Here is a 24530-nt window from a genome sequence, read left to right as displayed (position 1 = left end):
TCGTCGGCGCTTGATGGAAAAGCCCGTCGCACCTTCCTGCGATCGCAATCGCGACCCGATCCTCGATGTCCTGCGCGAGCACCTCGCGGGTCGCCGCGACGTGCTCGAAATCGGCTCCGGCACCGGCCAGCACGCCGTGTATTTCGCGGCTGCCATGCCCTGGCTGCGCTGGCAGAGTTCGGATCGTGCGGAGAACCTGCCGGGCATCCGCCTTTGGCTGGACGACGCAGGCTTGCCGAACACCCCGCCGCCGGTCGAGCTGGACGTCACGGGAACCTGGCCGGTCGACACCTTCGATGCCGTGTTCACGGCCAACACCCTGCACATCATGGCGTGGGAAGAGGTGCAGCGCTTTTTCGCGCAGCTGCCCACCGTGACGCGCCCGGAGGCGACGCTGGTCGTCTATGGTCCTTTCAACGAACGCGGCCGGTTCACGAGCGAAAGTAATGCCCAGTTCGACGTCTGGCTGAAACAGCGTGGCGCGCACATGGGCATCCGCGACGCCGCCGACGTCGACGCCCTTGCCGCCGGGGCGGGCTTCCGGCTCACCCACGACCTGCCCATGCCGGCCAACAACCGCTGCCGCATCTGGCGCCGCCACGCGTGATCCCGTGCCGCTTCGGTGGCATGATGGCGACACTTTGCAGAGGCGGACCGCCTTGCCCGTTCAAGCGATCGACACCCTGACCCCCTGCCCCTGCGGCAACGCCGACGGCTATCCGCGCTGCTGCGGCCCGCTGCACGAAGGCCTGGCGGCCGACACTGCCGAACGACTGATGCGCTCGCGCTACAGCGCCTACGTGCTCAAGCGCGAGGATTATCTGCTGGCGACCTGGCATGCGAGCACCCGCCCGGCGACGCTCAAGCTGGCGGCACAGCAGCCGGCACCCACGTGGCTGGGCCTGGACGTCAGGCATTTCGAGGCCGAGGGCGACAGCGCCGTGGTGGAGTTCGTGGCACGCCTGCGCTACGGCGGTGGCAAGGCGCAGCGGATGCACGAGATCAGCCGCTTCGTGCGCGAAGACGGTCGCTGGTACTACCTCGACGGCAGTTTTCGCGAAGACTGATTCACGTCGTCCCGAACGCCAGCGCGGTTTCGCCCTCGAACTTGCCGAACGGACCAAAGCGACGCTCCACCATCATGCCGCGCCCGTCGTAGCCGATGGCCACGACCGTACTGGCGCGCGTGCCGTAGTGCTCGCTGGTGATAAAGGCCGACGACAGCCAGCGCTCGCGCTCCAGGCCGACGCCCGTATCCGGAAGCTGTTCGTCGGGCGCGCGGTGCGCGTCCGCCAGCGCGGTGAACAAGGGCGCGAACTCATCGTCCGGGCTGGATGCCATCCAGTGGCGCAGGCGATCCATCAGTGCACGCGTCTTGGGCCAGGGCGTGTTGAAGTCCGCGTTGGACAGGCCATGCACGCCCGGCTCCACGCGTTGCTTGCGCGCTGACGGGCGATTACCCAGGTAGTAGGCATCCTGCGCATCGAACGTAAGCAGGTTGAAGGGCCGGTAGTCCGCGGCCGTTTGCAGCAACGCGTCGGCATGCGCCGTGGCATCGGCATCACCGCGCAGGAAGTCCGTCGCCAGCAATCCGCGCGATACGCCTTGTTGCGGATCGCGTGGATCGCGCACGTTGGTGACAACGCAACAACGCCCCGCGTCCGTGACGCCCAGCCAGGTACCCCCCGCTTCGAGATCGCGCCCGCCGATGACCGACCCTTCGGACCAGCGCGCCAGCGGTGCGCTTGGACGGGCGTGGAACTCATCGCGATTGCCCGCCAGCAACAAGCGCCAGCGCGGATGCACGTTCCAGGCAAAGGCGATCAGGCACATGTCAGTGGCTTGCGTTCGCCGGTCCGCGATTGAGCGCAAGGCCCTTGAGCACGTTCAGGGCCTGCGACAGGGCATAGTCCTGCGTAGCCAGCTTGGCATTCTCTGCGCTGCCATCGTTGTCGATGTCCTTGCCGGCCTTGCTGTCCTCGTTGGCAAGGTGGTTGCGCAAGTCGGCCTCGGAGGCAATCAACGTGGCGTTGCTGTCGACCTTGTTCACCGAAAGATCGGCCAGCGCAATGTCCGGCTTGATGCCTTCGGCCTGGATCGACGTGCCCTTGGGGGTGTAGTAGCGCGCGGTGGTGATCTTCACCGCGTGATCCGCATCGAGCGGCAACACCGTCTGCACGACGCCCTTGCCGAAGGTGCGTCGACCGATGACCAGCGCGCGCTGGTTGTCCTTCAGCGCACCGGACACGATCTCCGCCGCTGACGCCGTGCCGTTATCCACCAGCACCACCATCGGCGTGCCGTTGAGGATGTCGCCCGGGTGCGCGGCAAAGTTGAGATTGGCGTCCTGGAGGCGACCGCGCGTGGTGACGATGGTGCCGCTGTCGAGGAAATCATCGCTCACGCCCACGGCGGCGGTAAGCAGGCCACCCGGGTTGGAGCGCAGGTCGAGGATGGCACCGCGCTGCTGGCCATTTTTCTTGATCAGTTCCGCGACCTTCTTTTCGAGATCGGGCGCGGTGTCGTCCTGGAACTGGCTGATGCGGATGTACGCGTAGCCCGGCTCCAGCTCACGCACCTTCACGCTGGTGATCGAAATGCGCTCGCGGGTAAGCGTGAGATCGATCGGCTTGTCGCTCTTTTCATGCAGGACAGTCAGCGTGATCTTGGTGCCCGGATCGCCGCGCAGCTTCTTGAACATGTCGTCGATGTTTTCCGAATCGACGATCTTCCCGTCGATTTTCACGATCACATCGCCGGGCTTGATGCCTGCGCGCGACGCGGGCGTGTCGTCGATCGGCGCGATGATGCGCAACGTGCCATCGACCTGCAGCACTTCGATGCCCAGGCCACCGTACTGGCCGGTGGTGTCTTCGCTGAGTTCGGCGAGGCCTTCCTTGTCGAGGTATTCGCTGTGTGGATCGAGGCCGGTGAGCATGCCGCTGATGGCCGCCTTCATCAGGGTCTTGTTGTCGACCTTTTCAACGTAGGCCTGTCGCACGATCTCGTAGACGCGGCTGAAGGTGCGCACATCGTCGATATCCACCGTATCCGGCGCGGCGGTACTGGCCGGCTTGGCCGGTTCGGCCGCGGCGGGCGCTTTCTGCGCCTGCGCCAGGGGCGCCGCCAGCAGGAGGCCGATCAGACTCAGGGTGGATAACCGCATGAACTTGACTCCGGGTAACGCGGGGGACGTGGCAGGGTGCCGTGGCGCTTGGACCACGGACATGCAGGGGAATTCCATACGTCGAGCCTAGCCTGCGTCGGCGCGTACGCTGCGTCAACGCTGGCGACTGAGCCATCCGCGCGGATCGACCGGCTTGTTGTTCTGGCGCAGCTCGAAGTACACGCCGGTGTTCACGCCCGTGGGCGCCGCCGCCGTGCCCACCGCCTGGCCCGCTTCGATCTGGTCGCCGACGCCGTGCAGCAGGCTCTCGTTGTTGCCGTACATGCTGAGCCAGCCACCGCCGTGGTTGAGGATGAGCAACATGCCGTAGCCGCGCAGGAAGGCCGCGTAAACGACGCGCCCACGCGCCACCGCGCGCACTTCGCTGCCGCCCGGGGCCTTGATCAGCACGCCATTGCCGTAGGTATTGACCACGCCCTGGGCCGGCCACGGCAGGTTGCCGCGGATATTGGAACTGCCCTTGCCGGCGGGAACGGTCGGCTCGGCCGGATTGGCCTTGGCCGCCTTTGCCGCGGCGCGCGCGGCCTCGTCAATCGCCTTCTGCAGCTTGTCGACCAGCTGGTTGAGGGACTGCGCATTCTGCTTGAGGGCCGCCAGCCGCTCGCCCTGGTCCTTGTACTGGGCGTCGGCCTGGGCCACGAGCCTGGCCTGCGACGCGCGCTGCTGTTCGAGGGTCTTGGCCTCGTCCGCGCGCTGGCTGCGCGTGGCCTGCAGGGCCTGCTGTTCGGTGGTGATCTGCGCTTCCAGCTCCTGCAGCCGGGCGAGGTCGCCCATCAGCTTCTGCACCTTCTGGACGCGGTCTTCCTGGAAATACTTCGAGTAGGCCAGCGCGCGGGCAACGCGGGCCACGTCTTCATCGCCGAGGAGCAGGCGAAGGTCCGAGCCGCGCCCGAGCGTATAGGTGGCTCGAAGCAGGTCGGCGATCGCGCCCTTCTGGGTGTCCAGGCTCTTCTGGAGCTCGGCGCGTTGATGCTGCAGGTCGTCGAGCTGCTTCTGCTTGGCGGCGATGTCGTTGTCGGTCTGCCGCACGGCCTTGGCTGCCGTGGCGACCGCATTGGCCTGCTTGGCCAGCTCGACATTGGCGCTGTCGCGTTTGGCCGCGGTGTCGGCCTGCTCCTTGGCCAGTTCCTCCATCCGCGTGCGCACATCGGCGAGCTTCTTCTGCGCCTCGGCCTGCTCGGCCCTGGTCTTTTCCTGTGCATGCGCGGACGCGGCCACCAACAGGCCGGACGCCAGCACCGCTCGAATCAGGATCGTTCCCATACCTTTGGCTGACACACGTAGCTCCTTGGCCGAAAGCGGGAGGGCGTCGAGCGCCGACCCGTCACGCGGGGCGATTATCCCTTATGGCCCGTGACGACGGCGAGCCGCGCGCTACCATCGATGGCTCCCGACCGCGATCACGGAATCCGATGCGCCCCGGCAAGGCCTGGACGATCCCTGCCCTCACCCTTGGCCTGCTGGTGTCGACCGGCGCGATGGCTGACGACACGACGCTGCCTGCCGTCCAGGTCAATGCGACACGCCTGGACATTCCGCCGTTCGACCTGCCCGCTTCGCTGAGCGTGATCAGGGTCGCGCCCGGTGCCAGCAGCAAGCCTGGCGTGAATCTCTCCGAAGCGCTGGTCGGCGTGCCCGGCATTCTGGCACGCGATCGGCAGAACTATGCGCAGGATGAGCAGGTATCCCTGCGTGGCTTCGGCGCGCGCTCGACGTTCGGCGTGCGCGGCGTGCGCCTTTATGCCGATGGCATCCCCGCCACCATGCCCGACGGACAGGGGCAGGCATCCCATTTCAGCCTCGATGGCGCTGACCGGATCGAAGTACTCCGCGGCCCGTTCTCGGCGCTTTACGGCAACGCTTCCGGCGGCGTGATGCAGATATGGAGCGCCGAAGGAGGGACGCCTGCGCAGGTACGCGTGGGCCTGTTCGCCGGCAGCGACGCCAGCATGCGGATGGGCGCCAGCGCCCGCGGCATGCAGGGGGCATTCGACTACAACCTCGCACTGTCCCATTTCCAGACCCAGGGCTATCGGGACCACAGCCGCGCGCAGCGCGAGTCGGGCAATGCGCGCCTGGGATTCGACCTGGGAAGCGCGGGCCACCTCATCGTGGTGGCGAACACGCTCGCATTGCCACAGGCGCAGGATCCGCTGGGCCTGACCCGCTCGCAGGCATGGGCCGATCCGCGCCAGGCGGCCGCCCCCGCGTACCAGTTCGATACGCGCAAGTCAGTACACCAGAGCCAGCTGGGCGCCGTTTATGAAGTCAGCAGCAGCGAGCAAACGCAATGGCGACTCATGGCTTACTACGGCAACCGTGGGGTGCAGCAGGTTTTGCCGGTGCCGGTCGCGGCGCAGCGCAATCCGCTAAGCGCCGGCGGGGTGGTGGACCTGGACAGCGACTACGGCGGCGTGGACGCCCGCTGGACGCATCGCGCCACGCTGCTGGGTCGGCCGGTCGAACTGACGGCGGGCGCCAGTTACGACGACCAGGACCAGCATCGTCGCGGCTACGAGAACTTCGCCGGCAGCACGCTGGGCGTCACCGGCCGCTTGCGTCGCGACGAAGATGATCGCGTGTGGAATCTCGATCCGTATGCGCAGCTCTACTGGCGTTTCGCCGAGCGATGGTCGGCGCTGGTGGGCGTGCGCCAGAGCACGGTCCGCTTTCGCTCGGACGATCGCTACGTCACGGCGGACAATCCCGATGACAGCGGCTCGGTGCGCTATCGGGCCACGCTGCCGGTCGCCGGCGTGCAGTTTCGGGCCACCGACTGGTTGCACCTGCATGCGAGCTTCGGCAAGGGCTTCGAAACACCCACATTCGCCGAGCTGAGCTACCGCGCGGATGGCGGCGCGGGCCTCGCGTTCAACCTGCGCCCGGCCGTGAGCCAGCAAGGCGAGCTGGGCGCCAAGTGGCACGCCGCCGGCAGCTGGTCGGTGGACGGCGCGTTATTCCGCGCTGACACGCGCAACGAGCTGGCCGTCGCCAGCAACGTCGGCGGACGCGCCAGCTATCGCACCATCGGCCGCAGCCGGCGCGAGGGTGCCGAATTCGCCGCCCAGGGCGAGCTGGGGCCCGGGTGGCGCCTGCAACTGGCGGCAACGCATGTGCGCGCACGATTCCTCAGCCCGTTCCTTACGTGCGTGCCCGCTGGCTGCACCACGCCGGCCACGCCCGTCGCCGCCGGCGCGCGCATCCCGGGCGTACCGGCGAACTACGGCTCGGCGCGCCTTGAACATGGCGGGTCGCTCGGCTGGCGCGTCGGCGTGGAGCTCCAGGGCGTCGACGCCGTGACCGTGAACGACCTTGGGCGCGAGCGCGCCCCTGGCTACCTGCTGACCGGCGTCGACCTCGCCTATGCCCTGCCCCTGGGCCCGTCGCGCCTGACGCTGAGCGCGCGCGTCGACAACCTGTTTGATCGCCGGGTCATCGGCTCGGTCATCGTCAACGAAGGCAACGGGCGCTACTACGAACCCGCGCCGGGACGCACCCTGATGTTCGGGGCACAACTGGCGTTTTGACCGTTTGGACGTCTGGCCGGCCAAACCGGACTGCAAAGATCGCATCGTGCACTGCGACAGACGCTTGCGGCATCCATACGCAGACACTGGTTCGGCCTGTCATGGCGCATGGCGGGAAGGCTGCGGGGAAAGTGGTATGGTCGGGCGAGCGGACGACCCCGGCACCGCGCCACATTTGGCCGTCCATTTGCTTTGACGCGCCGCATCAATTGTGGTTTATTCGAGACCAAACCTTCACGCAAGGCAATGGCGCCACCGCGCCGTTGCGGCGGCGTGTCCCGCAATTCCATCGGCCGGGGAGGCAAGATGGCGCAGGCAGGTACACCGGCGTTGTATGACGCCGCGTTCGAACACGACAGCTGTGGCTTCGGTCTGGTCGCGCAGATCGACGGCAAGCCCAGCGCATGGGTCATCGATACCGCCTTCGCGGCGCTGGCCAAACTCTCCCATCGTGGTGGCATCAACGCCGATGGCATCAGCGGCGATGGCTGCGGCGTACTGATTCACAAACCCCAGGCTTGGCTGGCGACCCTCGCCGCCGAAGCCGGCATCGACGTCGGCGCGGATTTCGCCGCAGGCCTGGTGTTCCTCGATCCAGCGGGTGGCGATGACGCGGCAACCAGCCTCGAAACCTTCCTGCGCGAAGAAGGCGTCGCAGTGGCTGGGTGGAGGGACATCGCCGTACGTCCCGAAGCTTGCGGCCCCATGGCCGCTGCCGCACAGCCGCGCATCCGGCAGATCTTCGTCCGGGCCAACGGCCTGGAGCCGGCGGCCTTCGAGCGCGCGCTGTTTCGCGCACGCAAGCGCACCGAGACGGCGCTCGCGCAGGACCCGCATTTCTACGTCGTGACGCTTGCCGTCGATGTCATCGGCTACAAGGCGATGGCAGCGCCCGGCCAGCTGCGACACGTCTATCCCGATCTCCAGCATCCCGCCTTGCTTTCGGATGCCGTGGTCTTTCACCAGCGCTTCTCCACCAACACGACGCCACAGTGGCGACTGGCCCAGCCGTTCCGCCAGCTCGCGCACAACGGCGAAATCAACACCATCCGCGCCAATCGTCGCTGGATGCAGGCGCGTGAAACCATCCTGCGCTCGCCGGTGCTGGAGCTTGCCGACCTCGGCCCGCTGGTCCGCCAGACCGGCTCGGATTCGGAGAGTCTCGACAACACGCTCGAAGTCCTCACCGTGGGCGGCCTCGACCTGATCGCCGCGATGCGCGTCCTGGTACCGCCGGCCTTTGCCGCACGCGAGGGCATCGACGAAGACCTCGCCGCCTTCTACGAGTACTACGCACTGCACAGCGAGCCCTGGGACGGCCCGGCCGGCCTGGTCCTGTGCGACCGCCATTTCGCCGCCTGCACGCTGGATCGCAACGGCCTTCGCCCCGCGCGCTGGGCGCTGTCGGACGACAATCATCTGATCGTCGCGTCCGAAGCCGGCCTGTGGGACGTGCCTTCCGCCCGCGTGGTTGCCAAGGGCCGACTGGCGCCGGGCGAAATGATCGCCGTTGATTTCGATCACCAGCGACTCCTGTTCGACGCCGATATCGACGATATCAACCGCAAGCGCGCGCCGTTCCGTGACTGGCTGCGCGCGGGCGTGAGCTACCTGGAATCGGATTTGATCGATCCGTCGCTCGCCGCCGAGCCACTGCCCGCCGCGCAGTTGCACTGCTACCAGAAGCTCTACGGGCTATCGCGCGAAGAGCGCGAATCTGTGCTGAAGTCCCTGGTTGAGCTCGAAGTCGAAGCCACCGGCTCGATGGGTGATGACACACCCATCGCCGCGATGTCCCGCCAGGTCCGTCCGCTGTTCGACCGCTTCCGCCAGGCCTTTGCACAGGTCACCAACCCGCCGATCGATCCGCTGCGCGAAAAGCTGGTGATGTCGCTGGTTACGCAGATCGGCCCGGAAGCCAACGTTTTCGATCTCACGCCCGAGAACGCCAGGCAGATCCTGATCAACTCGCCCATCCTTTCGCAGCGCAAGTTGCGCCAGCTGCTGGCCCTGCCGCAGTTCGCCAGCACGCCGCGCTTCGATTTGATGTACGCGCCCGAGGAGGGCCTGGAAGAAGCCATCCGGCGTCTGTGCCGCGATGTGGCGCAGGCCGTGCGCGAGGGCATGTCGCTGGTGTTCCTGAGCGACCGCTATCCCGAGAAGGGCCTGCTGCCGATCCATTCGCTGCTCGCCGTCGGCGCGGTGCACGCTTACCTGATCGACGAGAACCTGCGATGTCAATGCAATATCGTGGTCGAAACCGCGACGCCGCGTGACCCGCATCAGTTCGCCTGCCTGATCGGCTACGGCGCGACGGCTATCTATCCGTGGCTGGCCTACCAAAGCCTGTTCGAACTGGGGCGCCAGGGTCATATCGCTGACGATCGTTTTGAGATCGGCCGAAGCTATCGTCGCGGCATCCGCAAGGGCCTGCTCAAGATCCTTTCGAAGATGGGCATCTCGACCGTGGCCGGTTATCGCGGCGCGCAACTGTTCGAGATCATCGGCCTGGCTCCCGACGTCGTGTCGCTCTGCTTCCCCGGCACGCCCTCGCGCATCGGCGGCGCCAGCTTCGCCGACCTGGAACACGACCAGCGCCTGCTCGCGGCCGAAGCCTGGAACGAAGCCAAGCCGCTGCGCGCGGGCGGCCTGTACAAGTACGTCCACGGCGGCGAGTACCACATGTACAACCCCGACGTGATCAATCACTTGCAACGTGCCGTGCGCACGGGCGATGAGGCCGATTATCGCGCCTACGCCGATGCCGTCGACCATCGCCCGCCCTCGGCCTTGCGTGACCTGCTGCAGCCGCAAGTCGCCGCGACACCGGTGCCGCTGGACGACGTTGAATCCGTCGAAGCCATCCTGGCGCGATTCGATTCGGCCGGGATGTCGCTCGGCGCGCTGTCGCCAGAAGCCCACGAAGCCCTGGCGATCGCCATGAATCGACTCGGTGCGCGCAGCAACTCCGGCGAAGGCGGCGAAGATCCCGCGCGTTACGGCACGGAGAAAATGTCGCGCATCAAGCAGGTCGCCTCGGGCCGCTTCGGCGTGACGCCGGCCTACCTCGTCAATGCCGAAGTGCTGCAGATCAAGATCGCGCAGGGCGCCAAGCCCGGCGAAGGCGGCCAGCTGCCGGGCCACAAGGTCGATGCCACCATTGCGCGTCTGCGCTATGCGAAGCCGGGCATTGGCCTGATCTCGCCGCCGCCGCATCACGATATCTACTCCATCGAAGACCTGGCCGAACTGATTCACGACCTGAAGGAAGTGAATCCGGAGGCGCTGGTGTCGGTGAAACTGGTCAGCCATGCCGGTGTCGGCACGGTGGCAGCCGGCGTGGTGAAGGCGGGGGCGGACCTGATCACCGTCAGCGGACACGATGGCGGCACGGGCGCGAGTCCGCTGACATCGATCAAATACGCCGGCACGCCCTGGGAACTGGGACTTGCCGAGACGCAGCAAACCTTGCGGCGCAACGAACTACGCGGACGCGTGCGCCTGCAAACCGATGGCGGCCTGAAGACGGGTCTCGACGTCATCAAGGCGGCCCTGCTGGGTGCCGAGAGTTTCGGTTTCGGCACCGGGCCGATGGTGGCGCTGGGCTGTAAATACCTGCGCATCTGCCATCTGAACAACTGCGCGACCGGCGTTGCCACGCAGCATCCCGTGCTGCGCAAGGAACACTTCACCGGCCTGCCTGAGATGGTGATGAACTACTTCCGCTTCATCGCGGAAGACGTGCGCAGCCATCTTGCGCGGCTTGGCGTGCGCAGCCTGGCGGAGATCATCGGACGCACGGACCTGCTCGCCCAGGCCGAAGGCACTACGCCGGTCCAGCACAAGCTCGACCTGCTTCCGTTGATCGACGGAACGGGATTGAGCGTCTCGGTCGACAGTGCCTGCACCGTCGCGCGCAACCCCATGCGTGACGAAGCGGCGCTTGCCACGCGCATCGACATGGACACGCGCGAGGCCGTGGCTAACCGCCTCGGCGGCGAGTTCAGCTACGCCATCGCCAATACCGACCGCGCCATCGGCGCCCGCCTTTCCGGCGACGTTGCGCGTCGACATGGTGACAAGGGCATGGATGCCAGCCCGATCCTGCTTCGCCTCGAAGGCGCCGCGGGCCAGAGCCTGGGCGCGTGGAACGCGGGCGGCGTACATATCGACCTCATCGGCGAGGCCAATGACGGCGTCGGCAAGGGCATGGCCGGTGGCCGCATCGTGGTCCGTCCGCCGCTGGACTCGCCGTTCGCTACGAAGGATGCCTCGATCATCGGCAACACCTGCCTTTACGGCGCGACCGATGGCGAGCTCTACGCCGCTGGCCGAGCCGGCGAACGCTTCGCCGTGCGCAACTCCGGTGCGCTGGCCGTGGTGGAAGGCGCGGGCGATCACTGCTGCGAGTACATGACCGGTGGTGTCGTCGCTGTGCTGGGCAAGGTCGGCCTGAACTTCGGTGCCGGCATGACGGGTGGCTTCGCCTATGTGCTCGATCTCGAACGCACCTTCGTCGACTGCTACAACCACGAACTGGTCGACATTCTGCGCATTTCGCCCGAAGGCATGGAGAACTACATGCAGCACCTGCGTGCCCTCATTACGCGCCACGTCGAACTGACCGGCAGCGAGTGGGGCAAGCAGATCCTGCGCGAGTTCCGAGGCATGCACTACAAGTTCTGGCTGGTGAAGCCCAAGGCGGCAAGCCTGGCCGCGCTGGCCGAGGAGCTTCGAAGCGCGGCGTGACGGAGCGCAGCCTGCGCGCTCACTCCCTATTCCCTTAACTTCCCATCCTTCACCGCCCTCATGCCCGACAAGACCTTCCAGTTCCTCAACGTCCAACGCCAGACGCCACGCACCGTGCCGGTCGCCATTCGCGTCCTCGGCTACGGTGAGATCGCCGGCGATTTCGGTTCGTCGCAGGCCGGGCAACAGGCGGAACGCTGCATCGATTGCGGCAACCCGTACTGCGAACACGCCTGCCCGGTGCACAACTACATTCCCAACTGGCTGAAGCTCGTGCAGGACGGTCGCCTGATGGAGGCGGCCACGCTGATGCATGAAACCAATCCGCTCCCGGAAATCTGCGGGCGCGTGTGCCCGCAGGATCGCCTGTGCGAAGGCGCATGCACGCTGGAGCAGACGGCCTTTGGGTCCGTCACCATTGGCAGCATCGAGCGCTGGGTTACCGATGAGGCCCTGCGCCAGGGCTGGCGACCGGACTTGTCGGGCGTGCAGGAAACCGGCAAGCGCGTCGCCATCGTCGGCGCCGGCCCGGCGGGCCTCGCCTGCGCCGATCGCCTGCGTCGCGCGGGCATCGCAGCGGACATCTACGATCGCCAGAACGAGATCGGCGGGCTGCTCACTTTCGGCATACCGCCATTCAAGCTCGACAAGGGCGTCGTTCGCACGCGTCGCGAGGTTCTCGAAGGCATGGGCGTGCGCTTCCTGCTGGGCCATGAGGTGGGCCGCGATATCGAATTTGGTCAGTTGCTCGACGATTACGACGCCGTCTTCGTTGGCACCGGTGCATACACCTACGTCGATGCCCAGCTGCCGGGTCGCGAACTTCATGGCGTGCACGACGCCCTGCCCTTCCTGATCGGCAATACCGAACGCTTGTTGCGCGACGACCCACCCGCCCACGCCTTCGACTTCCGTGGCAAACACGTCGTCGTGCTTGGTGGCGGTGACACCGGCATGGACTGCAACCGCACGGCGGTCCGCCTGGGCGCAGCGTCCGTCACGTGCGTGTACCGGCGTGACGAAGCCAACATGCCGGGCTCGGCGCGCGAAGTGAAGTACAGCCGCGAGGAAGGCGTGGAGTTCCTGTTCCAGCGCCAGCCGCTGGCGATTCTCGGTGACGACCAGGGCAAGGTGCGCGCCGTGCGTGTCATCGAAACGGCCTTGACCGACGATGGCCATGGTCGTGCCCGTCCGCAGAACGTGCCGGGCACCGAGTACGAGATTGCTGCCGACGTCGTGATTCAGTCGTTCGGTTTCCTGCCCAGCCCGCCGGACTGGCTCCGCTCGCATGGCGTCGAACTCGACCGCAGCGGACGCATCGTTACCGGCAAGGGTGCGTCGCTCCCGCATCAATCGAGCCATCCACGCATTTTCGCCGGCGGCGACAACGTGCGCGGTGCGGACCTGGTGGTGCGCGCGGTCTATGACGGTCGTGAGGCAGCCTCATCGATCGCCGGGATGTTGCTGGTGTAACACCCACGCGCCACCTGGGGTGGCGCAGCCGTAAAGAAGGCGTGCAGGAACGAAGCGGCGCGATGCTGCCTGGCACCCTGTATTCAGCCTCGCAAGGCGCGTGCGCCGGTGATGTTCCTGCGTTCATTTCGCTGCGATTCACGTGTTTCTGACAATTGCTGCGCATGCGTGCGCAGCGATCTCCTGCGAAACACGCGCAACCCTGCGGCAGCGAATCGCGGAAATACACTTTGGCGACAGCGTGACGTGAGTACATTTCGCGATTGGATCGGTCCAATCGAAAATAATCACGCGCGAAAGAGATAATCAGCCAATAATCCGCAGAAATAATCGCCACGCACCCCATGGGCACGACTTATGCTTTGCATAAAGTTACGTTTAAAACCAATCCTAGCAATGGCTTAGGTATTACTTCGGGGAACTTGTGAAGCCAATCTTAAAGTGGAAGACTCAGCCTGCCAGCGTTCAGTGAAGACCGTGACTTGCGGTCATCCCCAACACTGAACAGATCCCCCTGGCAGAACGAGGCCACATACAAAGAGAGGCTAATCCCATGAAGCGCAACAAGCTTGCCTTGGCTCTGGCTGGGTTATTGTTTTCTCCTGTCGGAATAGTTCTCGCGCAAACCGCGCCCCCGGCAGACCAGAACCCGCCACCCAGCGAACAACAGGCCAAACAGCTCCAGACGATTACGGTGACGGGCTCGGCGCTTCCGCGCGTCGACGTCGAAACGCCCTCGCCGGTGACGGTGATTACCGCCCAACAGATCGAGCGCAGCGGCCTGAAGACGGTGACGGACGTGGTACGCGCCATTTCCGCCGACAACAGCGGTTCGATTCCCACCGCATTCACGGCCGGCTTTGCTGCCGGTTCGGCCGGCGTCGCCCTGCGCGGCCTGACCGTGAACTCGACGCTCGTGCTGGTCGACGGTCGTCGCAGTGCCGCCTATGCACTGGCCGATGACGGACAACGCTCGTTCGTCGACCTCAATACAATTCCCGTCAATGCGATCGAACGCATCGACGTGCTCAAAGACGGCGCATCGTCCCTGTACGGCGCCGACGCCATCGCCGGCGTGGTCAACATCATCCTCAAGCCGTCGTACAAAGGTGGCGAGGCGACGGCGGAAATCGGTACCTCGCAACACGGCGGCGGCACCACCAAACGCTTCACCGGCCTGCTGGGCGGTGGCGATCTGCAGAAAGACGGCCACAACGCCTACCTGAGCGTGGAATACCAGAAGGATGATCCGATCAAGGTCAAGGACCGTGGCTTCCCGTACAACACGGCTGACCTCACTTCGATCGGCGGCAATAACCTGACCGGCGGCCAGCCGAGCCAGAACTCCGGCTCGATCTACGGCACGGTGACGCCCGGCACGCTCGCCCGCCCAGGCGATCTCACCTCGGGCATTCCGCTGGATGGCGCGGTCTCGCAACCGCTCAACGCCTGTGGACCGGGCACCAACCTGGTGACTAACGACCCGGCCAATCCGGGCAGCTACTGCGCGCAGAACTTCGCCAAGCAGTACGGCCAGATCGCACCGGAACAGGAGCGACTGGGTGTGTACGGCCGCTTCACCGTGAAGCTCGGTGACGACACCAAGGCCTACCTGGGCGTGAGTTACTACCAGAACGAAGTGCAGACGCAGGCGGCGCCGACGCAGATCCAGAGCACCACGCCGCGTAATACGACGTCGATCGCCCTCCCGCCGACACTGCCGGATGGCTCGCTCAACCCGAACAACCCGTTCGCTGCGCAAGGTCAGTACGCACTGATCAACTACGCCTTCCCCGGCACGCAGTTCGGCGCACTGGACAACACCAACCACAACCTGCGCGTGCAGGGCGGCGTCACCGGGCGCGCCTGGGGTTGGGATTACGACACCGCGGTGGTGCTCAACCATACCTGGCTGGACATCAACAACTACGGGTTCCTCAACTACAACCAGCTGATCAGCGACATCACCAACGGCACGTATAACTTCATCAATCCGTCGGCCAATTCCCGGGCGGTGATGGATGCGCTGACGCCGACGCTGAGCAAGAAGTCCACCACGGACCTGTACTCCTACGACTTCCGCGCATCGCGTGAGTTGTGGGATATGCCGGGCGGCCCGATGGGCCTGGGCGTGGGCGTGGACTGGCGCTATGAGAAGCAGCACGACCCGGACCTGAATCCGGACCTGGCCGCGCAAGGCCTGGGCATCGCACACACCATCGGCCGTCGCAACGTCGAAGGTGCGTATGCCGAGTTGCTGATGCCGCTGCTGCAGTCGCTGGAAATGGATCTGTCGGCTCGCTTCGACCACTACTCCGACTTCGGCAACAACGTGTCGCCGAAAGTTGGCTTCAAGTGGAAACCGATCGACATGCTCGCCCTGCGAGGCACCTTCTCCAAGGGCTTCCGCGCGCCAAGCTTCGCGGAGAACGGTTCGAGCGCGGCAGAAGGTTTCACCACGTACACGCCGCCGGCGGATTTCCAGGCGGCCCATGGCAACAATGGTTATGTGCAGCCCTACCCGCTGGCGTTCCTGACGTCGGCCAACCCGAACGTGCGGCCTGAAAAGTCCAAGAGCTACACCTTCGGCATCGTGCTGCAGCCGTGGCAACAGGTGAGCCTGTCGCTGGATTACTACAACATCAAGAAGACCGGCGTGATCTCCCAACAGGATCCAAGCTCGGTGCTGGCCGCCTATTACGCAGGCGAGCCGCTGCCGAACGGCTCCTACATCATTGCCGACAATCCCGACCCGCAGTTCCCGAACGCGCTGGCGCGTCCGGTGGTGGTGTCTGCGCCGTACGTCAACCAGAACCAGCTGGCCACGCAAGGCCTGGACGCCGATCTGCGCGGTGACTTCAAGTTCAACAGCGTGGAATGGATCAGCGAGATCACGGCTACGCAGATCTTCGAATGGAATCTCACCACGGAGGACGGCACGGTGCAGCGCTTCGTCGGCACGCACGGTCCGTACGTGGTGTCGTCCGGTGCAGGTACGCCGCGCACGCGTGGTTCGTGGGCCAACACCCTGCTGTGGAACAAGCTCACGGTGACGGGCACGCTGTACTACACCAGCGGCCTGTCGTTGACCGCACCTGACATCACCGATGGGTGCTTCTCCACCAACACCAACACCGGCGCGCCGTTCCCGGCCGATTGCCGCATGTCGTCGATCACCACCTTCGACCTCACCGGCAGCTACGACTTCAACGACCACGTGTCCATTTTCGGCTCGATCCTCAATGCGTTTGATCGCAAGCCGCCGCTGGATCCGCTCAACTACGCCGCGTTGAACTACAACCCGACGTATGGGTATTCCGGCATCGTGGGACGCTTCTTCAACCTGGGCGTGAAAGTGAAGATGTAACCGGCACCCGAAGTCGAAGGACGACGAGCCCCGGGCAGCGATGCCCGGGGCTTTTCCTTGTCCGGGACTAGGACTGTTCGCAATTTCCATGCAGAAGCATCCCTACGATGACTTCCTTGCCCAGTCCACGGAGAGCCCTGGCCATGCCTGCCACGATGAAAGCCGCCGTCTGTTCCGCCTTTGGCAAACCCCTGGACATTCGCGAAGTGCCGGTGCCTACGCCGGGCCCGGGACAGATTCTGGTGCGCATTCGCGCTTCTGGCGTCTGTCACACCGACCTGCACGCCATCGACGGCGACTGGCCGGTGAAGCCGAACCCGCCTTTCATCCCCGGACATGAAGGCGTCGGCGAAGTGGCGGCAGTCGGCCAGGGCGTCACCGTGGTGAAGGAAGGTGACCGGGTCGGCGTGCCGTGGCTGCATTCCACGTGTGGTCACTGCGAGTACTGCCTCGGCGGGTGGGAGACGCTGTGCGAAACACAGCAGAACACCGGGTATTCGGTGAATGGCGGCTTCGCCGATTACGCGCTCGCCGATGCGGCGTATGTCGGTCACCTCCCGGCGAGATCCGACTACATCGAGATCGCGCCGGTGCTCTGTGCTGGCGTCACGGTCTACAAGGGCCTGAAGGTCACGGAGGCGAAGCCGGGTCACTGGGTCGTCATCTCCGGCATTGGCGGGCTCGGCCACATGGCCGTGCAGTACGCACGCGCGATGGGACTGCACGTAGCCGCTGTCGACGTCGACGACGCCAAGCTCGAGCTCGCCAAAAAGCTGGGCGCTGAAGTGGCGGTCAATGCCATGAAGACCGATCCGGCGGCCTTTATCCGCAAGGAGATAGGCGGAGGGCACGGCGTGCTGGTGACGGCGGTTTCGCCCAAAGCGTTCGAGCAGGCGCTGGGCATGGTCCGTCGCGGTGGAACGGTGTCACTCACGGGGCTTCCGCCCGGCAGTTTTCCGCTGCCCATTTTTGACATGGTGCTGGGCGGCGTCACCGTGCGCGGCTCGATTGTCGGCACCCGGCTGGACTTGCAGGAAGCGCTCGCGTTTGCCGGCAACGGCCAGGTGAAGGCCACCGTTTCCACGGCAAGACTGGACGACATCAACAGCGTGTTCGAGCGCATGCAGAAGGGGCAGATCGAAGGACGCATCGTGCTCGACATGGGGTAAGCCACGCGCGTCGGTTGCCGCCGGCGCGTCCGCTGCCCTTAGAATCGGGCCCATGCGCATCTACCTCGTCGGCGGCGCCGTCCGCGACCAACTCCTGCAGCGTCCCGTCACCGACCACGATCACGTCGTGGTGGGCGCCATGCCCGACGACATGCTGGCGCAGGGCTTCCGTCCCGTCGGCAAGGACTTCCCCGTGTTCCTTCATCCGAAGACGGGTGAGGAATACGCGCTCGCACGTACCGAACGGAAGACCGGGCGCGGCTATCACGGCTTCGCGTTCCAGGCCGACCCGTCAGTGACGCTGGAGGAAGACCTCGCGCGCCGCGACCTCACCATCAATGCCATTGCCCAGGATGAAGACGGCAGCCTGGTCGATCCGTTCCATGGGGTCGCCGATATCGAGGCGCGCGTGCTGCGCCATGTGTCCGATGCGTTCGTCGAGGATCCCGTGCGCCTCCTGCGCGTCGCTCGTTTTGCCGCGCGCTTCGCACCGCTGGGCTTCACGGTGGCGCCGGAAACGATGGCGCTGATGCAGCAGATGGTGCGCGACGGGGAGGTCGATCATCTGGTGCCCGAACGCGTCTGGCAGGAAACACGCCGCGCCCTTGGCGAAGCGCAACCGTCGGCCTTTTTGCGCGTGTTGCGCGAGAGCGGTGCGCTGGCGGCCCTGTTTCCGGAAGTGGATGCCCTTTACGGCGTGCCGCAGCGCGCTGAGTTCCATCCCGAGATCGATACCGGCGTGCATGTCGAGATGGTGGTCGATGCCGCCGCACGCATCGCGCCGGGCAACGACCTCGTGGGCTATTGCGCGCTGACGCACGACCTTGGCAAAGCGCTGACGCCCGCCGACGAACTACCCCGCCATGTCGGCCACGAGCATGCCGGGCTTGAACCACTGCAAGCCTTGTCATCGCGACTGAAAGTCCCGACCGAGCATGCCATCCTGGCGGAGCGCGTGTGCCGCGAGCATCTGAATGCGCACCGGGCCTTCGAGCTCAAGTCGTCGACCGTGCTGAAGCTGCTGATGTCGCTCGATGCCTTGCGTCGCCCTGAAAGGCTGGATGTGTTTCTTGCCGCCTGCCTGGCCGACAAGCGGGGCCGCCTCGGGCACGAGAACGATGCCTATCCGCAGGCCGACTTTCTGCGCGCGGCGCGGGATGCGGCGGCGGCGATCCAGGCGGGACCGCTGGTGGCCAGGGGGTTGCAGGGGCCAGCCGTCGGTGAGGCGATGGAGAGGGAAAGGGTGAAGGCGATTGATGGGGTGGCGCGGGGTTGACGAGGTTTCGAGAGATATAGCCCCCTCTTTAGTGTGTGCTGCGCACGCCGTACTCCACTGGATTCCGGCCTGCGCCGGAATGACGGCAAAGGGGAAGGTAGCGAGTACCGGCCGACGAGATGCCACCTCCTCCTCCAGTCCCACCTCCCGAACAACAAATGCGCTCCTAAGACAAAACCGGGTATAAAGCTCGTCTTGCTGTAACGCCCTTGTAAAATTAGGTTAATTCAACCACTTGTGTTCGGAGTCGCCCCTTGAGCTCGACTGACATTCACGCCAGCCCGCTGCGCCAGCGATTCCGCCCACTCTGGTGGCTGGGCATTGCCTACGTCGTATTGGGTGCACTCACGCGCCTGATCCTGCTTTACATGTCCGGAAGCGGCGTGCCGCACAGCCTGCTCTACTGGGGTTATGCCTTTGGCGTCGGTTTCGTTTATGACCTGGTGACGTTCGTCTTCGTCGCCTGGCCGCTGGTGCTTTTCCTGTGGCTGATGCCGCGCCGTGCGTACGTCTCGCGCGCGGGGCAATGGGCGCTCTACATCATCGGCGCCGCCCTGCTCTACTGGCTGATGTTCGTGGGCGCGTCGGAGCTGGTGTTCTGGAACGAATTCGGCACGCGCTTCAACTTCATTGCAGTGGACTATCTGGTCTACACCACCGAAGTCATCGGCAATATCCGCGAGTCCTATCCGATCGGCAAGTGGCTGAGCCTGCTCGCGCTGGCGGTGCTGGTCATCGTGTTTGTGACGCGTCGCGGCCTGCGCACACAGGACGGCGGCACGCGTTTCCTGCAGCGCGGCAAGGTGGTGCTGGTGTGGTTGCTGGCGACGGTCGTATTGGCGATCGGCGTCAAGGGCACGCTGAAGGACCGCACCGACAACACTTTCGTCAATGAGCTGTCTGGCAACGGCATCTTCGAATTCTTCGCCGCCTTCCGCAGCAGCCACCTCGACTACTCGCGCTTCTACCTGACGCTGCCCGAAGAGCAAGCGTATCGCGACGTGCGCGCCATGCTGAAGACGCCCGAGGCGACGTTCATCAATGACGACCCGTACGATCTGACGCGCGAAATCCGCCACGCCGGCCCGGAGAAGCACCTCAACGTCGTGCTGATCAGCATCGAGAGCTTCTCGGCCGACTTCATGAAGACCTTCGGCGACGATCGCGGCATCACCCCCAACCTCGACGCACTGGTCAACGACAGCCTGTTCTTCGACAACCTCTACGCCAACGGCACCCGCACGGTGCGCGGCCTGGAGGCCCTGTCGCTGGCGATTCCGCCCACGCCGGGCGATTCGCTGGTGAAGGCGCATAACAACGAGAATCTGTTCTCGGTGGCGAACGTTTTCAACGATCGCGGCTATCAGTCGGACTTTGTCTACGGTGGCTACGGCTACTTCGACAACATGAACTACTTCTTCAACCACAACGGCTATCGCGCGGTCGATCGCAACGACATCCCCAAGGACGCCGTGATCCATCACGAAAACGTCTGGGGCGTGGCCGACGAAGACCTGTACACGCTGGCGCTGGGCCAGATGGACAGCATCCACAAGGACGGCAAGCCGTTCTTCCTGCACATCATGACCACGTCCAACCATCGCCCCTTCACGGTGCCGGCCAATCGCGTACCGCAGAAGAACGGCACGCGCGAAGCGGCCGTGGCGTATACGGACTGGTCGATCGCCGACTTCATCAAGCGTGCGCGCGAGAAGCCTTACTTCGATGACACCATCTTTGTCATCACGGCCGATCACTGCGCGTCGAGCGCCGGCCGCACCAGCGTGCCGATCAACCGTTATCACATCCCGCTGTGGATCTTCGCGCCCAAGCACATCGAACCGCAGCGCATCCATCGCCAGATGAGCCAGATCGACATCATGCCGACGGTGCTTGGCCTGCTGAACTTCAGCTACCGCAGCCGCTTCTTTGGCTACGACATCTTCCAGGCCGAACCGGGCCGCGAGCGTGCCTTCCCGGCGACCTACGAGAAGCTCGGCTTCCTGCAGGGTGACGTACTGACGGTGCTTGAACCGCAGCGCAAGCTTGAGCAGATGAAGCCCGATTTCGAAACGGGCGACGGCACGCCGGTGAAGCCGGTGGACCAGGCCCAGGTGGACCAGGCGACGGCGTACTACCAAGTGGCCGCCAACCTCTACAAAACGCAGCGCCTGGGCAAGCGCCCGGACGACAACACGCCCGTGAAGCCGCTGGAAAATGGCGAACCGGCGCCGGCTGGCTCGGTCGTGTTGCACTGAAACCTCGAGCGGGCGTCGCCTGACGCCCGCTTTTCCCTCACAATCAGCGGATCGCGTGTCACGCATCGTGACCGCCTGCGTGAAAGGGATACTGCATGAGTTGGTGGCAACGTTCGCCGTGGCGAAGCTTCGGCGCGCTCGCCCTCGCATGGTTCGTGTTGCATGCACGGTTGCTGCTGGGCAAGCGCGTCCTGCCCTGGGACGCCGCCGATGAGTTTTACCCGACGCTGTTCTTCAACGCCCATAGCCTGCGCCATGGCCTGGCACCCTGGTGGAACCCGTATATCTACGGTGGCTATCCACAGATCGCCGACCCGCAAGGCATGCTCTTCTCGCCGCTGATCACCGGCTGGATGATGATTCCGGCGATGCCGGGCCAGACCTGGTTTGCGTGGGGCGTGCTGCTTCACCTGTTGATGGGCGCGTGCGCCATGCTCGCCCTGTTGCGTCACCTGAAGACGAGCGAGCTGGGCGCGCTCCTTGGTGCATTGGTGTATCTCGCCGGCGGCGTGGCGTCTGCCCGGCTCGAGCACGTGTCGATCGTCATTGCTTATGCATGGGCACCAGTCGTGTGGCTGGCCTTGCAGCGTTTCATCGCCGCGCCGTGCCTCGGGCGTGGTGCGCTGCTGGGGCTGGGCGCGGGCCTGATGCTGACTTCGCTGGTGCAGTTCTCGTACCTGATGGCCCTGATGCTGATCGGCTTCGGCATCGTGGCGACGTGGTCGCAGTGGTCGGCGTATGTCGTGCGGCAACGCTGGATGTGGCTGGCCGGCGTGTTGATCGCGGGCGTGCTGGCGCTGGCGCTGGCGCTGCCGCAGTTGCTGTTGAGCGCAGCCTTTGCCTCGCTGTCCAACCGTGCCGAACTGCCTCTCGACGCGGCCACGCCGGGTTCCCTGACCTGGCGCTCCTTCATCACGCTCCTGCTGCCCAATGGCCTGCATGCGTTGCGCGGGCCGTACGACGGCCCAGCGTCGATCGTCGAAGCGTTCTTCTACATCGGTGCCTTGCCCTCGTTGATGCTGCTCGGGCTCGGCCGGGCGTGGCGGATGTCGGGTCAGCGCACGCTGCTGATCTTTCTGGCCAGCGCCGTCCTCCTGGCGATCCTCTATGGCCTTGGCACGCACACTCCGTTCTATGGATGGCTTTACCAGTGGCTGCCGGGCGTCAAACAGTTCCGCCGCCCCTCCGACGCCGCCTACCTGATCAATCTGGCGCTCGCGATGGCGGTAGCCGTGGGCGCGACCCATCTCAACCTTGCCGACACCCGGGAGCGCTCACGCATCCTCGCCATCGCCGCGCTCTGGCTGGTGGTGGCCAGCCTCACCATGCGTGCGGATGGCGTGCGCTGGCAGGTCGCAAGCATCTCCGCTGCACTGGTTTGCGCCGTCGCGTACTGGCGGCTGCGCGTCTCGCCGGCGCACCTGGTGTTCTGGTTGATGGCGATCGTCGTCGTCGACTATCGCAGTTTCAATCTCAATGGCACGTTCAACGAAGGCAAGGATTACTCGCGCTTCGTCATGCGCGACGGCGCGGCGGACTATCTCCTGGCCCACGCCAATGACCCGGCGTTTGGGCTGCCTGCACGCGTGGAACCCGTCAAGGTCCTTGCCGGCTGGGACAATCTCGTCATGGTGGCCGGCATTCGCTCGACGCAGGGCTACAACCCGCTGCGATATGCCCTCTACGACACGTGGTATGGCGCACGCGTCAGCATGCAGGAGCCGTGGCCCGTGCGTCCTTACAACGCTGGGCCAGGTGGCACGGTCAGCGGGCTGCTGAATGCGCAGTTTGCAATCCGGGCCCAACCCGCGCCGGGCGTAGCCGACGCCGGCATGCCCGAAGGCTTTGAGAAGGTCCTCGAGGGCCATACGGAGGTGTGGCGCAACACGCGCGCGTATCCGGGCATCCTCATGCCGACCACCATGCTGACGTCGGATGCAGGCCCCACGCCGGAGCAATGGGCCACCACGCCGTTCCGCGATGCCTTTTGGCTGACACCGCGTGATGCAGCCGATCGCGCGGAAGCCTTGTCCACTGCACCGTCCTGCGCGGCACGCGTGGCGGTGTCGAACATCCAGCACTCACACACGTCGCTAAGCCTGCGCACATCCTCACCGCAGGGCGCGGGCTGGGTCGTGGTCAGTGAACTGGACTTTCCGGGCTGGCAGGCGCGCATCGACGGCGCACCGGTCGCCACGCATCGCGCCAACGGCATGTTCCGTGCCGTCTGCGTGCCAGCGGGCGAGCACGAGCTGAGCTTCCGCTTCCAGCCGTGGACGATGGTTGCCGAAGCCTGGCGACGTCACCGGGCGTCAAAGCTATAGGCGATCGCCCTGGTCCGCTGCCAGCAGGTCCGCTGGCAGCGGAACAACGTCCATGCCACGCGCGAACACCATGGCCTGGAAGCGCTCACCCATCTGCTCGGGCATGGTCAGCCGCTTGACCTGTTGCGACAGTGCGTAGCGCTGGGCCTCGTCGGTCGCCGATTCATAACTGGCCTCGAAGGCCTGCTGCAAACCGCCCGCAAGCAGGAAGTGCGCTTGCGGCATGTAACCGGCCACGCCAAAGCCCGCCTGATTGCCCGCCTCGGCCAGCGCGGTGAAATCCACCGAAGCGGTGAGGTCATTGAGGCCAGGCAGGAAGAACGGATCGTTGTGCGCGTGGTGGCGATAGTAGGCCATCAGCGTGCCGTCCCGACGATCGGACTGGTAGTACTCGCGACGCACGAAGCCGTAGTCGATGAACAGCATGACGCCCTGCACCAGCGACGCGGCGATCGCCTGCATCCAGTACGGCAGCTGCGGCAGCACTTCGGAGCGGTAGCCGTCGGCGAATTCGGTTTCGGTATCGCGTTCGACATGACGCACGGCGCCAGCCACCAGCGCGTCGGCCGGGCGATCGACGCGCATCAGGCGACCTTCGCCATCCAGCGCGACGTATTCCTCGTAGATCTCACCCTCGCGCACGGTGAAGCGCGTGGTCGGCAAAGCATCGATGACTTCGTTGGCGAACAGCACGCCACGCCAGTCCTGCTCCGGCGGGCGATCGATCCATGTCACGCGCGCGAACAGTTCGGCGGGCAGTGCGGCCTGGAGGCGTTCGCGCTGACGTTCGCGCAAGTCGGCGCTGGGTTCAAGAATGAGATAGCGACGCGGCAGGCTGTTCTCAGCCTGGAGACCCTGCAGCGCATGCTCGGCGAACGCGCCGCTGCCACCACCCAGTTCGAGGAAGTCGGCTTCGTCACCGATCAGGGCAATGACCGGCGCAAGCACCAGCGCCACGGTGCGCGCGAAAAGCGGCCCCAGTTCCGGCGCGGTAATGAAGTCGCCTGCCTCGCCGAACTTGGCCGAACCGGCGCTGTAGTAGCCAAGGCCTGGCGTGTACAGCGCGCGCTCCATGTACTCTGAGAACGGCATGGGCCCGTGCGCGGCGAGGTGTTCGCGCAGGTGCTGCACGAGGCGATCGGAATGCGCGCGCGCATCCGCGCTGGGTTCGGGAAGTCGGGAGGCCATGCCGTGGATGCC

Annotated in this window: 14 protein-coding genes; 10 read left to right on the top strand and 4 right to left on the bottom strand. The window is 65.3% G+C overall.

The genetic code is table 11. From position 1 onward, the window contains the following. The first annotated feature begins 13 nt into the window (after positions 1-13). Positions 14-607 (top strand): DUF938 domain-containing protein, encoded by a 594-nt coding sequence (locus EYV96_RS12305; protein ID WP_131151844.1) that lies wholly within the window; start codon positions 14-16, stop codon positions 605-607. Between the two features lie 52 nt (positions 608-659). Beyond that, positions 660-1067 carry a YchJ family protein gene (locus EYV96_RS12300; RefSeq protein ID WP_131151843.1) on the top strand — a complete coding sequence of 136 codons (408 nt, stop codon included), beginning with the start codon at positions 660-662 and terminating at the stop codon, positions 1065-1067. 1 nt (position 1068) lies between these two features. On the opposite strand, the gene EYV96_RS12295 is transcribed toward EYV96_RS12300, so the two are convergent. The 3 genes from EYV96_RS12295 to EYV96_RS12285 form a co-directional block, all read right to left on the bottom strand. Further along, the gene (locus EYV96_RS12295; RefSeq protein WP_131151842.1) at positions 1069-1833 is read right to left on the bottom strand and encodes an NRDE family protein; all 765 of its coding nucleotides are present in this window, start codon (positions 1831-1833) and stop codon (positions 1069-1071) included. 1 nt (position 1834) lies between these two features. Further along, on the bottom strand, positions 1835-3166 hold the full coding sequence (locus EYV96_RS12290) for a S41 family peptidase (protein WP_131151841.1): 1332 nt from the start codon (positions 3164-3166) through the stop codon (positions 1835-1837). Between the two features lie 114 nt (positions 3167-3280). Then, complete coding sequence (locus EYV96_RS12285) at positions 3281-4450, bottom strand: murein hydrolase activator EnvC family protein (protein ID WP_131152446.1); 1170 nt, start codon at positions 4448-4450, stop codon at positions 3281-3283. A gap of 149 nt (positions 4451-4599) precedes the next feature. Here EYV96_RS12285 and EYV96_RS12280 point away from each other — a divergent pair, with 149 nt between their 5' ends. The 8 genes from EYV96_RS12280 (at position 4600) to EYV96_RS12245 (ending at position 23330) form a co-directional block, all read left to right on the top strand. After that, positions 4600-6714: a TonB-dependent receptor gene (locus EYV96_RS12280; RefSeq protein WP_131151840.1), complete on the top strand. Its 2115-nt coding sequence runs from the start codon at positions 4600-4602 to the stop codon at positions 6712-6714. Positions 6715-7020: 306 nt separating this feature from the next. Next, positions 7021-11463 (top strand): glutamate synthase large subunit, encoded by a 4443-nt coding sequence (gltB, locus tag EYV96_RS12275; protein WP_131152445.1) that lies wholly within the window; start codon positions 7021-7023, stop codon positions 11461-11463. A 60-nt stretch (positions 11464-11523) separates the two neighbouring features. Next, positions 11524-12936, top strand: coding sequence for an FAD-dependent oxidoreductase (locus tag EYV96_RS12270; RefSeq protein ID WP_131151839.1), 1413 nt, complete (start codon positions 11524-11526; stop codon positions 12934-12936). Positions 12937-13489: 553 nt separating this feature from the next. Beyond that, on the top strand, positions 13490-16303 hold the full coding sequence (locus tag EYV96_RS12265) for a TonB-dependent receptor (RefSeq protein WP_131151838.1): 2814 nt from the start codon (positions 13490-13492) through the stop codon (positions 16301-16303). A 143-nt stretch (positions 16304-16446) separates the two neighbouring features. After that, complete coding sequence (gene adhP / locus EYV96_RS12260) at positions 16447-17472, top strand: alcohol dehydrogenase AdhP (RefSeq protein WP_131151837.1); 1026 nt, start codon at positions 16447-16449, stop codon at positions 17470-17472. Positions 17473-17524: 52 nt separating this feature from the next. After that, complete coding sequence (locus tag EYV96_RS12255) at positions 17525-18748, top strand: multifunctional CCA addition/repair protein (RefSeq protein WP_131151836.1); 1224 nt, start codon at positions 17525-17527, stop codon at positions 18746-18748. A gap of 254 nt (positions 18749-19002) precedes the next feature. Further along, complete coding sequence (locus EYV96_RS12250; protein WP_240732497.1) at positions 19003-21006, top strand: LTA synthase family protein; 2004 nt, start codon at positions 19003-19005, stop codon at positions 21004-21006. A 95-nt stretch (positions 21007-21101) separates the two neighbouring features. Next, a complete protein-coding gene (locus EYV96_RS12245) occupies positions 21102-23330 on the top strand; it encodes a YfhO family protein (protein WP_131151835.1) in 2229 nt (742 codons plus the stop codon). On the opposite strand, the gene EYV96_RS12240 is transcribed toward EYV96_RS12245, so the two are convergent. Next, entirely contained in the window at positions 23325-24518 is a 1194-nt protein-coding gene (locus EYV96_RS12240; protein ID WP_131151834.1) for a class I SAM-dependent methyltransferase, read from the bottom strand. The genes EYV96_RS12245 and EYV96_RS12240 overlap by 6 nt on opposite strands. Positions 24519-24530: the final 12 nt, after the last annotated feature.

It is taken from the genome of Dyella terrae (genome assembly GCF_004322705.1).
GTDB classification, from domain to species: Bacteria; Pseudomonadota; Gammaproteobacteria; order Xanthomonadales; family Rhodanobacteraceae; genus Dyella_D; species Dyella_D terrae.
Note: the sequence above shows the minus strand (reverse complement) of the source record. Positions and strands in the feature narration are given on the sequence as shown.

What these genes read in the sequence shown, in the direction of transcription:
- EYV96_RS12245 (WP_131151835.1), top strand. Translation starts at nt 21,102, where the DNA reads ATGAGTTGGTGGCAACGTTCGCCGTGGCGAAGCTTCGGCGCGCTCGCC.
- EYV96_RS12280 (WP_131151840.1), top strand. Translation starts at nt 4,600, where the DNA reads ATGCGCCCCGGCAAGGCCTGGACGATCCCTGCCCTCACCCTTGGCCTG.
- EYV96_RS12295 (WP_131151842.1), bottom strand. Translation starts at nt 1,833, where the DNA reads ATGTGCCTGATCGCCTTTGCCTGGAACGTGCATCCGCGCTGGCGCTTG.
- EYV96_RS12285 (WP_131152446.1), bottom strand. Translation starts at nt 4,450, where the DNA reads ATGGGAACGATCCTGATTCGAGCGGTGCTGGCGTCCGGCCTGTTGGTG.
- adhP (WP_131151837.1), top strand. Translation starts at nt 16,447, where the DNA reads ATGCCTGCCACGATGAAAGCCGCCGTCTGTTCCGCCTTTGGCAAACCC.
- gltB (WP_131152445.1), top strand. Translation starts at nt 7,021, where the DNA reads ATGGCGCAGGCAGGTACACCGGCGTTGTATGACGCCGCGTTCGAACAC.
- EYV96_RS12240 (WP_131151834.1), bottom strand. Translation starts at nt 24,518, where the DNA reads ATGGCCTCCCGACTTCCCGAACCCAGCGCGGATGCGCGCGCGCATTCC.
- EYV96_RS12255 (WP_131151836.1), top strand. Translation starts at nt 17,525, where the DNA reads ATGCGCATCTACCTCGTCGGCGGCGCCGTCCGCGACCAACTCCTGCAG.
- EYV96_RS12270 (WP_131151839.1), top strand. Translation starts at nt 11,524, where the DNA reads ATGCCCGACAAGACCTTCCAGTTCCTCAACGTCCAACGCCAGACGCCA.
- EYV96_RS12265 (WP_131151838.1), top strand. Translation starts at nt 13,490, where the DNA reads ATGAAGCGCAACAAGCTTGCCTTGGCTCTGGCTGGGTTATTGTTTTCT.
- EYV96_RS12290 (WP_131151841.1), bottom strand. Translation starts at nt 3,166, where the DNA reads ATGCGGTTATCCACCCTGAGTCTGATCGGCCTCCTGCTGGCGGCGCCC.
- EYV96_RS12305 (WP_131151844.1), top strand. Translation starts at nt 14, where the DNA reads ATGGAAAAGCCCGTCGCACCTTCCTGCGATCGCAATCGCGACCCGATC.